Origin of the sequence: Planococcus daihaiensis (assembly GCF_049262615.1) — a bacterium.
Taxonomy (GTDB): domain Bacteria; phylum Bacillota; class Bacilli; order Bacillales_A; family Planococcaceae; genus Planococcus.
Genome location: NZ_CP175504.1, coordinates 2,660,312 through 2,672,828, shown reverse-complemented (window position 1 = coordinate 2,672,828; position 12,517 = coordinate 2,660,312). Strand labels below are relative to the sequence as shown.

The window sequence follows — 12,517 nt, the reverse complement described above, 5'->3', positions numbered from 1 at the left end:
TGAGATCCACTCGGGCGAAGTGAAACGAGACCGAGTTAGCTCAGCGCGAGCCCCCAGGCAAGCGAAGCTGTTTTGCGGAATATCGGTTACTCAGGGTAATTAAACCAATTCCAAAGTAGTCTATTTTTTATTGCCTAAATGAATCGCTTTACCGATATCCTTCAACGATTGGGAAGAGCCATACATCAGCACGCCGCCGCGGTATACGCGGGCGCCGAACCAGCCGAGCACACCGATTGTCGCGAGCATGATAGCAATCGACAATAGAGGCTCCCACAGTGGTATGTCGAGCATCCCGACGCGCAGGAACATGACGAGCGGCGCAAAGAACGGGATGTAAGATGAAATGGTCACATAACTCGCTTCCGGCATACCGATTCCTGAAAATGCGATGAACGATGAAATGATGATCAGGAACATCATCGGCAGCATCAATTGTTGCACGTCTTCCGTGCGGCTGACTAATGAACCGAGCAATGCCGCGAGCACGGCATACAGGAAATAGCCCAGCAGGAAAAATAGAATGGCGAACAGGAACGTGCTGACTTTAATATCCGAGAAGCCCATGACGCTGAAAAATCCTTCCGCCATATTCGAACCGGATGTTTGGAATGCGAAATAACCGGCGATCCCAAAAATCATCATCTGCACAATTCCGAGTGTGCCGATTCCCGCAATCTTCGCAAACATATGCTTGACCGGGGACACACTGGAAATCAAAATTTCCATCACGCGGGAAGATTTTTCATTGGCCACTTCCATCGCGATCATATTCGGATAGTAGATCACCGCCACGTAGATGAGCAGAATGAGAACGTAGACCAGTCCTCTTGCTTGGCTCAGTTCTTCTTCTGTTTTGGAAGTGGATGAAACAGCTTGCCGTTCGAAGTCAGCTGGCATAAATAATTCTCCGACTTCCGCACCGCTGAGGCCCAGCTGCTCAGCCGTCATCGCCGTCTGAATCGCCTGAACAGCGTTTTCGACGGCGGACCCTGCTCCCATTTCGTTGGCAGATTCTGAGACATAGCGTGCAGACAATCTTCCTTGTTCTTCAAGCACCAGATAGGATTCGATGGTGCCTTCTGTTATGCCCTGCTGTAATTCTTCTTCGGACAGGTCGGTGGGCATCGCCTGAATATCACTGTCGGACTGCGTGAGCTGCGTCTGCAATTGCGGCAGCAATTCACCACTGTCGTCGATGACATGAAGAACTCGCCCTTCCTCGTCGCCGTCAAATGATGCAATGATATTCGGCAGGTTCGCCAGCAGGAAAAATGCGGCCGCAACAATGATTGTGGTGATGATGAACGATTTCGTCCGTGCTTTTGTCATGAATGCCTGTTTGAAGATAATCCAAAAACTATGCATACGCTTTGCCCACCTTTGCGATGAAGATTTCTTCGAGTGATGGTTCTTCAATGGAATAGTGGCGAAGCTGTCCCAATTTCATGGCTTCTGCCAGTATCAGTTGCGCTATTGATTCGTCGGCAATCTGCAGCATGGCACCGTCGATTGTCTCCGTATACTTTTCAACACCCGACAGTTGGCGGAGGCTGCCTAAATCCTGATCCATTTTCAAGCGTACATTCTGTTTGCCGAAATTCCGTTTCACTTCACGGATAGAGCCCCCAACCACCACTTTTCCTTGGTCCAGAATGCTCATATCGTCACATAATTCTTCGACATGATCCATACGGTGACTTGAAAAAACGATGGTTGCACCTTGTTTCTGAATGTCCAAAATAGCACTTTTCAACATGCCGACATTCACCGGGTCAAGTCCTGAGAAAGGTTCATCTAAAATGATCAAAGACGGTTTATGTACCAATGAAGCGATCAATTGGATTTTCTGCTGGTTCCCTTTAGATAATTCTTCCACTTTTTTGCCGGCGTAATGTGGAACTTCAAAGCGTTCAAGCCAGGCAGCAGTTTCTCTTTTGGCATCTTCTTTTGACATCTTCCGAAGCTGCGCCAGGTAAATCAATTGGTCTTCCACTTTCATCTTCGGATACAATCCGCGCTCTTCCGGCAAATAGCCGATGATCGGACTTGTCTGGTAGTTGATCGGTTGGCCGTTCCAGCTAACTTTACCGTGCGTGGGATCGAGCAATCCAAGGATCATCCGGAATGTTGTCGTCTTACCGGCACCGTTAGCTCCCAGAAACCCGTGCATCTGCCCTTCTTCGACTCTCAATGACAAATTGTCGACTGCCGTAAAGTCGCCGAATTTTTTTGTTGCGTTTTCAACGGATAAGGCCATTTGAAATCCTCCTTAATATATGTATAGTAATTATACGGGCAGTGTTCTGAAATGTTTCAAACTATTGCAGGACATTTGGAATAAAACCCTTTATACTGAAACTGAATAGTGATTCAGAAAGGATTGATCCATTATGAGAACTTATAAATTAACAGCTTTTGAAAAGACCGGAAAAATGATTGCGGATGAAACTTTCACTGCTGAAAATGATGACCAGGCAAAAGCAAAAGGCGAGGAAATTTTGAAAGAAAAAGGATTGGAAGACCAAACGCATCGGCTGGCTTCACCCGCTGGAAAGCTGCTCCTATTCCATGCATAAATTTCATTTAAAAAAGGTGTCCCGCATTTTCGCGAGACACCTTTTTTGCTTTTCTTATTGTCCTATAAACTCCGGCTTACGTTTTCCAACAAAAGCCTGGATGCCTTCCAGATGGTCTTTCGTTTTGCGCATGGCTGATTGAGCGGACGCTTCCATTTCGAGCACTTTATCAAGCTCACCCAGCTTCAGCGTATGGAGAATATTTTTTGACGCCAACCGCGACAGCACCGGCGAAGCCAATACCTCATTGGCGTACACATCAGCCTGTTCCATGGCTTTGCCTTCCGCAGTCACTTCTTCGATCAGCCCTTTGGCCAGAGCGTCATGAGCTTTCAAGGTTTGGCCGGCCCAGATAATTTCTTTGGCTTTCGGCACACCGACACGTTCTTTCATGAAGAAGTGGCCACCGCCATCCGGAACCAATCCGATGCCGATGAAGTTCATCGCCAATTTGCTGTTTTCTTCCGCAATGACGTGGTCACACGCCAAAGCCATACTGAAGCCAAGACCCGCCGATGCCCCGTGGATTACGGCAATCGTGATTTGAGGCAGCGTATAAAGGGCTTTCGCCAAACGGCTCACATCTTGCATGACCAGCTCGATATCCATCGGATTGTCCGGGTCCATCATTTCTTTGATATCGCCCCCGGCAGAAAATGCGCGGCCTTCGCCGTAAATTTTCACCACATGGAGAGAATTCTCAGTTTGCAGCGACTCGAAGCAATCCGCCAACTCCTTCATCATCTGCCCGTTCATTGCGTTCATGGAATTTGGACGGTTTAATACAACATGGCCAATGCGGCCCTGTTTTTCAAATTGAATCGTTTCATACATAGGAAAAAGACACCCTTTCGTAAAAATGAATTGTCATTCATCTTTACTTATTCGGTGTCTTTTTCCAAATCCCTCTATTTTGTTGAGAGAAGAATTATACTTACATGCTTTCGTATAATGATTGAACCGGTTTAATCAGAACGCGGTTAACTTCTTCGATCATTTGGCTAAGGCCCATTTCGGCTTCAAGCATTGCAAGAATTTTTTCGTTTTGCTGAGCTGCTTGAGCAGTTGTTTGAGCGCCCATCATTTCTTCTTCAGAAATTTCTTCACCTTGCTGTTGTTTTTGCTGAAGCGTGATTTGCAGGTCGCGGAAACTCTTGAACAATTCATTTGCTTCGCTGTCTGCTTTCACTGTTTCTACAGCCGTCTCAAGTTTCTGGAATTCCTCTGTTGAACGGAATGTACCTTCCAATTTGTTGATGTCGTCATAAATGTTTACTGTCATAATCCATTCTCCTCTACAATATATTCAGCACTGTGACCAGCACTCCCTGGAGAATACCAACGGCTCCCCCGATGAATGCGCCCAGCACCGTGATCATTTTGAATTCTCTCCGTGAAATCCCCAGAACCAATTCTTCCAGGCGGCTCAGCGGCAGAGAATCCACTTGCTCTTTCACCATACCTTCGATGTTGATCTTGTGTACGGTCTCTTCCAATTTTTGCTCCGCTTGCTCGAAAATGAAATCGGTGACAACCGGAGTAAAGTTTTTACTTGTCCATTCTAACCCTCCCGGCCAGGACTGTGCAAGTGTCCCGTTCAAACGGCCTTCAATATTGGCTGTTTCGCGGACATATTGCTTAACCGCCTCAAGCGCCGGATCAAAGTCAAATTCGCTTAGCAGTGCATCAGCGCGGCGATCCTGCAATTTATCCCATTCCGCGTAAGCGATTGAAACCAGCAACTCGAAAGTTTTAGGGGAATTCAGGAATTTGATGATTTCAGGCTGAATCCGGTCAACCAGCGGCCGCGATTCACCGAGCAGCGAATGCAGCATATTGCCGAAGCGGCCCCGTGAAGCCAAGAATTCATCGAGCAAAGTTTTGATGGCACGACGGCCTTCCATCGATTCAAAATAATCCGAGCCACGGTCAGTGGCGTATTTCACCGACTGGATCATTTTCACTTCGGCTTCATCTTTCCAGGAGTCGGGCATCAGTTCCCGGACCGTCTTGCCGTCGATATAGGACAACAGCGAATCGTATTGCCTTTCGACAAGCAAGTCAATTTTACGTTCAATTTTCACTTCTACATTTTTCTGGCCGGCGGCATCGAGCCAATTTTTAAAGGTTTTTGGTGATTCAAAAATATGCTTGGCCAATTGACGCTGGATCCATTTTTCGGTTTTGACACGCATTTCTTCATTGAAAAAGCGTTTCTTGAACGTCGCCGGTGTCAATAGATGTTCCACCACCGTTTTTCCGAGCTGCGTAGACAGCTCATCCCGACGTTTCGGGATTAATCCGGGAGTAAATGGAATGCGGAATTTGCCGATATATTTTGGTTCATACGGCCAAAATAACATTTTGATGGCAATGTGGTTAGTGACGCCACCGATTAAAGCCCCGATGAATGCCATAAAAATCAATGTTAGGATAATATTCAATTTCGTCACTCATTTCTTTTTACTTCTTTGTCAATCCTGTCTCGTGCCTTTATAATGGAAGCACTAGGCAAAGGAGGATCTGTATGCTGCAGCATTTTAAATTTACACCGATGTTTGAAAACCGCCAGCTTCCGGGCTGGAATATTTCATTCTTTTACCGCAATGAACGAATCACAGGCGAATACCATCCCGATGGCACAATCACCTGGGGCAATAAACAGCCTGAAGATGAAGAGGCAGTTAAAGAGATGATTCACGAGCTTATGCTCTATCATGTATACGATTAAAGCGCTGGAAGGTTCCAGCGCTTTTTCTTATCGGTCCCTTCATTATAAAGTAAAGACTTGTGAATTTAATAGTAATAGCATTTTGAATAATCCCGATAATAAAAAAAGGGAACGCCCCCTTACCCGATATGCTGGGCAGAAGACATTCCTGATTGGATCTGGTACATCTGGTAATACGTGCCGCCGAGTTTCATCAATTCTTCGTGCGAACCGGCTTCGGCAATTTCACCGCGGTCAAGCACCAGGATGCGGTCGGCATTTTTGATGGTCGATAACCGGTGTGCAATGATGAAAGTCGTTCTTCCTTTTTTCAACACTTCCATCGCATGCTGGATAATTTCTTCCGTTTCGGTATCGATATTCGATGTAGCTTCGTCCAGTATGAGGATCGCCGGATCAAAAGCCAATGCCCGCGCAAACGACACCAATTGGCGTTGCCCCGAAGACAATGTGCTGCCTTTTTCGACAACGGGTTCATCAATGCCGTTCGGCAAATGTTTCAACACCCGTTCGCCGCCCACTTCTTCCAGCGCTCGGATGGCGCGTTCGCGGCTGATGCGTTTATCGCCCAATGTGATGTTCGATTCGATCGTTCCGGAGAATAAGTACGGGTCCTGCAATACGATGCCCATATGCTCACGGACCGATTGCCTCGACATATCGTTGATATTGATGCCATCGATCGTGATGCTGCCTTTGGATACATCATAGAATCGGAACAGCAGATTCATGATGGAACTTTTCCCGGAGCCGGTATGGCCGACCAGCGCTACCGTCTCCCCTTGTTTCGCCTCGAAAGTCAAATCTTTCAGCACATATTCTTCTTCCTTATAAGCAAACCAGACGTCCTCAAATCGCACATTGCCTCTGTATCTCGCGATTTTCTCATCACTGACATCCTCTCCGCTGCGGTCGAGCAGCCGGAAGACGCGCTCTGCAGCCACCAGCGCCTGTTCGAGTTTTGCGAACTGGTTGACGATGCCGCTGATCGGATTGAAAAGGCGGATGATGTAATCGACGAATGCATAAAGCACACCAACGGTTACAACCGTACTGCCGGTCATTGAGGCTCCACCGAAATACCAGATGAAAGCGATGAACACCAATGAGCGTAAAATGCCCACCATATTATGGGATGCTGCTGCTTCCAAAACCAGCAATTTCTGCTGAAATTTGAAATGCACATTGTTCATCGTTTCGAATTCTTCTTTCATTTGTTTCTCGCGGCGGAAAGCCTGGATGATCGTCATGCCTTGAATCGATTCATTGATCATCGCATTCATGTCACTGACTTTTTCACGTACCACATGATTGTATTTCGCCGCATATTTCCGGTAGACAAGCATCCAGACATATAACAGCGGCACAATCACGAATGTAATCAGCGCCATACGCCAATCCAGATAGAACAGCGCAGCGTAAATGCCGGCCATGTACATGAAGCTGGTCGCAAACTGCGACAGCACCGTAACAAATAATTCACGGATCGCTTCGGTGTCGTTGGTAATTCGGGCAACCACCTTGCCCGCCGGCAGATTGTCGAAATAGCGGATCGGCAACCTTTGTACGTGTTCGAAAACATCGTTGCGCATCTTCCGTATGATCTTATTGGCGCCTCTTTGCAATAAAATATATTGCAGGTAGCGGAATATTGCCGTAACAATTCCGAGTACAAAGAATAACCCCAACAGGTAGGCGATCGGTTCAAAATCAATCGCTTCACCGGAAGCTGGTATGTGATTATCGATTATTTCCTTTGCAATCAGCGGCGTCGCAAGATCGGCGGCGACGGCTATGGCCAGAAAGACAAGCCCGACAATCAGCACACTCTTAAAATTTAAAGCATAATTTAATAAACGTTTTCCTGTAGTCATTCTTACACCTCCTCAATCTGCTGGCGGAGGAATTGTTCGTTATACCATCCATTTTTCTTCAGCAAATCGTCATGTGTTCCTTCTTCAATGACGACTCCGTCATCCAATACGACAATCCAATCCGCATGCTGCACTGCTGACAGGCGGTGAGTGGTGATGATTGTCGTTTTTCCGGAACGTTCCCTCTGGATATTTTCAATGATCCGCGCTTCAGTCTTGGCATCGACTGCCGACAGGGAATCATCAAGAATCAGAATCTCAGGGTTTTTGATCAACGCTCTCGCAATCGAGATTCGCTGTTTTTGGCCGCCTGATAATGCGACCCCTTTTTCGCCAACCAGCGTATCGAGGCCGCTCGGCAGCATTTCCAGATCTTTTGTAAAGTGAGACAGACGGATCGCCTCTGCGATATCTTCTTCCGTCGCATCTGATTTTCCGAACAGGATATTGGCACGAATCGTCCGTGAAAACAAGACGTGATCCTGTGGCACATAGCCGATCCAGCCACGCAGCTGATCTTTCGTCAGGTCCGTAAGCTCGATGCCATTCAACATGATCGATCCTTGGCCAGCCGGATATTCTCTCATCAATTGCTTAACGAAAGTCGTCTTGCCGCTGCCCGTTTTCCCGACAATCCCCAGTGTCTGCCCGCTGTTCATCGATAAATTGATGCCCTGCAGGTTTATCGTGCTGGAAGTCGGATACGTGAAACTGAAATCACGGAAGCCGATGTTTTCCGGTTTCTCAGCAAAGAAGGGCTTCACAGGATCCACAACATCTTCTTCGTAATCAAGGGTTTCATTGACCCGGTCCAGTGAGGCATTGCCGCGCTGAAGAATATTGATCAATTCACCGATTGCAAACATCGGCCAGACGATCATGCCGAGATAGACATTGAACGCCACGAGATCGCCGAGCGTCATTACGCCGTCCGCCACCAACAGGGCACCGTAGCCGAGACCGATCATATAACTGACCGCCGTCAGAATTTTGGTCACCGGCGCAAACAAGGCATCAATCCGTTCGACCGCCATATTCTTTTCGTAGACATCATCTGTCATTTCAGCGAATTGCTGTTCCGATGACCGCTCCTGGACGTAAGCACGCACTACGCGCACACCGCCAACCGATTCCAACACACTGTCGTTCATATCACCGAAAGCATCCTGCGCAAGCGTGTAGCGGTCATGAATTTTGCGGCCGAGGATCTGGACAATGATGGCCAGGATCGGCAGCGGAATCAAGGCCAATAGGGTCAATTCCCATGACACCAGGAAGCCCATCGCGATAATGATGGTCCCCATATATAAAGTCGAATCGACCAGCGTCAATATGCCGAATCCCGCAGTTTCCGAGATCGCCCGCAGGTCATTTGTTGACCGCGCCATCAGATCGCCGGTACGGTTCTTCTCAAAAAATGTCGGCGTCATTTTCAGGAAATGGCCCATGAGGCTCGAACGCAGCTGCCGCTCAATCACATAGGCACCGCCGAATAATTGGTACTGCCATACGAAATTGATGAGATATGCCAGAATCATGGCCACAGCCAACACGATAATATACTGCCATAGCAATTCGGTTGTCAGCTCATTTTGCGCAATCGCATCGATGGCAACACCAATCAGCCACGGCGGAATGATTTCGATGATATTGGCAATAACCAATAATCCGACGGCCATCGTATAACGCAGCCAGTTTTCTTTGAAAAACCATCTTAATTTCCATAAAACATCAAACATAAAAATTCCTTCTTTCCCTTACGATTTCAGCAGGTCGCCTTCCACCGTTTCTTTGATCATTATTGGTTGTTGGATTTTTTCCATTTTAGATTCTCCTCCATTTTTTATTTGGCAACTGCTCCCCAGTGCCGATTATTTAAACAGCTGAAGCTGAATAAAGCAGAAATCCAGGAATCTGGACATAAAAAAAGCGCATGCCGATTTTTCTCGGCATGCGCTCACGAAAAAAGGACAGGTAGTCAGACCGGCCCCCGAAATTTCTAGTCACGAAGTAAATTCAAAGACAAATAACAGGATGGCCTGACGAAAGTATGGGATTATGCGGGACATTTGATAATACTTTTTTCATCGTCAAAACCTCCATTCCTTCAAATTTGATAGCTCAAGCGTACCACTGCCATTTTTGAATTGTCAACATTATTTTTAAAAAAGAGAATATTCTTAATGATTCACATTTGGATAAATTCGTATAACGGACATGAATTTATTTGCCAAATCCGCGCGCTCCCATTGTTTTTGCAAAACAAACAAATGTTTTTCTTTTCAGAATCGCGGGTACTTTGATTAATAAGAGAAAATAACAGCGGGGTGAGTTTCATGTTCAATAGAATTGCAGTCGCATATGATGGATCGGATGGCAGTAAGCTGGCTTTTGATAAAGCGTTGGAATTGAAGCAGGATTTTCCGAAACTGGAATTGACGATCATTTATGTGAACGAAGAAACACCGGACAGCATCGGTTTCATGACTGCCGGAGATGCACCCGTCCCTGTCTTTACTCCGGGTATTGACAGCACAAATACCCAACTGACCGCGGAAAGTTTCGATGATACGGAGGGGCGTGCAGCCAGTGATACCCTCGAGCGGCAATCCGAATTTTCAAAGCATATGCATAACTCCATTCAACAGCAATTGGATGACAAGCGGGTTGAGGCGAATGTTTTGGCTCTGGAAGGCAATGCATCTAAAACAATTCCCGCTTTTTTAGAAGAACAAAAAATAGAACTGCTGGTCGTCGGCAATAGCGGGAAGTCCGGATTGCAAAAATTCTTTATCGGTTCGGTCAGCAAAAAGCTTCTGAAGGATTCACCATGTTCCGTTCTCGTGGTCAAGTGATCGACACATTTGTATCACAAAGAGCAGTAAAACGTTAGTTTAAATCAATAGGGTATGGGTAAACATTACTAAGTATATAAAACTTGAAACAAAGGAAGAAGGAGATCAGCCATGTCCAAGCATACCGTCTACTTTCTGTCTTCACACCAGCACCGTGGACTGATGGCTGAGATATGGGCAAACCGCCTCGATCTACCAGATTGGGAAATCCGAAGTGCGGCATGGAGCCACCCTTCAATCAGTGAGACTCCAATGGAAATTATGAAGGAAATCATTCTTGATCTGCCTGAGGTGGAACCGAGACCCTATAATCACGATGAAGTCAGCGAAGCGGATTTGATCATCGCAATGCATGACGGTGAATTGGAACAAGATGATATACCCTCAGATTTGCCCGCTCAGAAATTGTTGCGATGGAATATACGGAACCCCGAGCTTCGGTCATTGGATGAAACGGAACAATGGGTATTGTACCAGGAGATTTGTGATGAAATCGCCATGAACATTAAGGGGATGGAAACTTATTTCCGTTCTAATTATATGTAAAAACCTTCACCCCAATAAATGAGGTGAAGGTTTTTTTATTTTTACCGATAAAGCACTGCCCGGACTGGGCTGCCTTCCGCGCCTGTGATTTTTAGAGGCAACGCTGCTAATTCGTAGACACCCGGTTCGATATGATCCAGCATGATGCCTTCCAAAATAAAACGTTCATGGTTGTTCATCGAATGATGCATCGGCAGCTCTTTGCTGTTTTCAGGATCCACGGAAGGAACGTCCACACCGAGGAGCCGAATGCCTTTCGCCTTCATCCATTCTGCAATGGCACCCGAAAACACCGGCCATGTTGCCGGAAATTGCGTGCGGTCCTGCCAGCTGCAACTTTTTAACAGGAGCGCCGTGACGCCTGCTTCCGGTTCCGGCAAATGTCCCACTTCAACTTTTTCCAAGCCCTGCACATCGACAACTTGTGCCGAAGTCAGATAAACATCCAGCGGCATTTCTTCTATCTTCAGTCCATTATCATCGTAATGAAACGGCGCGTCGATATGCGTGCCCATATGCGTGCTTGATTTTATTTCCCCGATATTCACTGAACCGCTCTGCTCCTTCGTCACCGACAGAGCATATTCAAACGGCCGGTCCCCCGGCCATTCCGGTGTCTCCGCGTTCAGCTCCATGGAAATGTCAAAAATCTCTTTTGCCGCCATTTACGCCACCACATTTCGTTCGTTCGTGTAGTTTTTAAATAATTCTTCAGCCATGATCGTTTGGAGGATCTCTACCGTCCGCTCCACATCATCGAAAGAGGTATACAAAGCAACCGGCGCGAGGCGAATGATATTCGGTGCGCGGAAATCCGGCACGACTCCTTCTTCTTTCAGCGCCTTGCAGATTCTCGCCGCTTCCGGATGGGACAACGCAATATGGCCACCGCGCTCCTGGTCCTGCTGTGGTGTTACATCTCTCAATTCCGGTAAGCTGGCTGCCAATCGGCTGCGCAATAAAGCAGTAAGTTTCAGAGACTTGTCACGGACGTTTTCAATGCCTGCCGCTTCAAAAATTTCTATACTGCCAAGCAGTGGTGCCATACTGAAAATATTCGGCGTCCCGATTTGATAGGCCCCTGCTCCCTCCGCTTTGGTAAATTGATGATCCATGTCGAATTGTCTCGTTTTATCCGAACCGAACCACCCGGCATTGCCGGGCAGAAGGTGATGATGGCGTTCATGAATATAAAGGCCGCCCGTTCCGCCCGGACCCGAATTCATATATTTATAATGACACCAAACCGCAAAGTCGACGCCGTCTTCGTGAAGCTGATGCGGCATCGCACCGATGGAATGTGCCAGGTCAAAGCCTACCAGAATTCCTTTATTGTGTGCCGCTTCGGTAATCGCCCCGATGTTCAGCAATTGGCCGCTCCGATAAAGAACGGATGGCAACAGCACAACCGCAACATCTTCAGTCAACTGCTCTAAAATATCCTCTAATTCCAATGTGTAGCCATCGCGGCTCGTTATCTTCCGCATCGCCGTTGCCGGATCCAGCCCGCGCAATCGAATATGGCTCTCCACCGCGTAAATGTCCGATGGGAAATTCAACTCATCAACCAGCACAACCGATCGTTCCGAAGTCGGTTTGAAAAGAGTCGACAGCATCTGGTGGATATTCGATGTGATTGAACCCGTCACCATTACTTCATTTGTCTGGGCGCCGACAAAAGGCGCGATGCGTGAACTCAGTTCTTCAGCCAGCGTGAACCAGGGATTTTCTCCTTCTGTCCACCCATCGATGCCAAAATTTTTCCAGCTGTCCATCAGGCCGAGCAATTTTTGTTCTGCCCGTTTCGACATCAGCCCGAGTGAATTGCCATCCATATAAATTTGGCCTTCTTCCATATAAAACTCATCTTTAAAATCCTTCAGCCCATCCTGCTCGTCCAATTGTTTCGCGGTCACCATTGTCATCTTCCTT

Annotated in this window: 13 protein-coding genes; 4 read left to right on the top strand and 9 right to left on the bottom strand. The window is 47.2% G+C overall.

The window, feature by feature from the left end:
* Window positions 1-120 precede the first annotated feature (120 nt).
* Both DHX103_RS13195 and DHX103_RS13190 read right to left on the bottom strand, forming a co-directional pair.
* Entirely contained in the window at window positions 121-1,368 is a 1,248-nt protein-coding gene (locus DHX103_RS13195; RefSeq protein ID WP_422122711.1) for an ABC transporter permease, read from the bottom strand.
* Complete coding sequence (locus DHX103_RS13190; protein ID WP_422122710.1) at window positions 1,361-2,260, bottom strand: ABC transporter ATP-binding protein; 900 nt, start codon at window positions 2,258-2,260, stop codon at window positions 1,361-1,363. The genes DHX103_RS13195 and DHX103_RS13190 overlap by 8 nt, the downstream gene beginning before the upstream one ends.
* Window positions 2,261-2,393: 133 nt before the next feature.
* Here DHX103_RS13190 and DHX103_RS13185 point away from each other — a divergent pair, with 133 nt between their 5' ends.
* Window positions 2,394-2,579, top strand: coding sequence for a YhzD family protein (locus DHX103_RS13185; RefSeq protein WP_422122709.1), 186 nt, complete (start codon window positions 2,394-2,396; stop codon window positions 2,577-2,579).
* 54 nt (window positions 2,580-2,633) lie between these two features.
* On the opposite strand, the gene DHX103_RS13180 is transcribed toward DHX103_RS13185, so the two are convergent.
* From DHX103_RS13180 to DHX103_RS13170, 3 genes are all read right to left on the bottom strand, one after another.
* Window positions 2,634-3,413 (bottom strand): enoyl-CoA hydratase, encoded by a 780-nt coding sequence (locus DHX103_RS13180; RefSeq protein WP_422122708.1) that lies wholly within the window; start codon window positions 3,411-3,413, stop codon window positions 2,634-2,636.
* 100 nt (window positions 3,414-3,513) lie between these two features.
* The gene (locus tag DHX103_RS13175; RefSeq protein WP_422122707.1) at window positions 3,514-3,861 is read right to left on the bottom strand and encodes a YlbF family regulator; all 348 of its coding nucleotides are present in this window, start codon (window positions 3,859-3,861) and stop codon (window positions 3,514-3,516) included.
* A 13-nt stretch (window positions 3,862-3,874) separates the two neighbouring features.
* On the bottom strand, window positions 3,875-5,023 hold the full coding sequence (locus DHX103_RS13170) for a DUF445 domain-containing protein (RefSeq protein ID WP_422122706.1): 1,149 nt from the start codon (window positions 5,021-5,023) through the stop codon (window positions 3,875-3,877).
* 83 nt (window positions 5,024-5,106) lie between these two features.
* On the opposite strand from DHX103_RS13170, the gene DHX103_RS13165 reads away from it, so the two are divergent.
* Window positions 5,107-5,310: a YheE family protein gene (locus tag DHX103_RS13165; protein ID WP_422122705.1), complete on the top strand. Its 204-nt coding sequence runs from the start codon at window positions 5,107-5,109 to the stop codon at window positions 5,308-5,310.
* 119 nt (window positions 5,311-5,429) lie between these two features.
* Here DHX103_RS13165 and DHX103_RS13160 read toward each other — a convergent pair whose 3' ends face one another.
* Window positions 5,430-7,184 (bottom strand): ABC transporter ATP-binding protein, encoded by a 1,755-nt coding sequence (locus tag DHX103_RS13160; protein WP_422122704.1) that lies wholly within the window; start codon window positions 7,182-7,184, stop codon window positions 5,430-5,432.
* Between the two features lie 2 nt (window positions 7,185-7,186).
* On the bottom strand, window positions 7,187-8,923 hold the full coding sequence (locus DHX103_RS13155; protein ID WP_422122703.1) for an ABC transporter ATP-binding protein: 1,737 nt from the start codon (window positions 8,921-8,923) through the stop codon (window positions 7,187-7,189).
* 597 nt (window positions 8,924-9,520) lie between these two features.
* On the opposite strand from DHX103_RS13155, the gene DHX103_RS13150 reads away from it, so the two are divergent.
* Window positions 9,521-10,039 (top strand): universal stress protein, encoded by a 519-nt coding sequence (locus DHX103_RS13150; RefSeq protein ID WP_422122702.1) that lies wholly within the window; start codon window positions 9,521-9,523, stop codon window positions 10,037-10,039.
* A gap of 111 nt (window positions 10,040-10,150) precedes the next feature.
* Window positions 10,151-10,585 (top strand): low molecular weight phosphatase family protein, encoded by a 435-nt coding sequence (locus DHX103_RS13145; RefSeq protein WP_422122701.1) that lies wholly within the window; start codon window positions 10,151-10,153, stop codon window positions 10,583-10,585.
* Window positions 10,586-10,626: 41 nt separating this feature from the next.
* On the opposite strand, the gene kynB is transcribed toward DHX103_RS13145, so the two are convergent.
* Together kynB and kynU are read right to left on the bottom strand one after the other, a co-directional pair.
* The gene (gene kynB / locus DHX103_RS13140; protein ID WP_422122700.1) at window positions 10,627-11,250 is read right to left on the bottom strand and encodes an arylformamidase; all 624 of its coding nucleotides are present in this window, start codon (window positions 11,248-11,250) and stop codon (window positions 10,627-10,629) included.
* The gene (gene kynU / locus DHX103_RS13135) at window positions 11,251-12,504 is read right to left on the bottom strand and encodes a kynureninase (RefSeq protein WP_422124780.1); all 1,254 of its coding nucleotides are present in this window, start codon (window positions 12,502-12,504) and stop codon (window positions 11,251-11,253) included.
* Window positions 12,505-12,517: the final 13 nt, after the last annotated feature.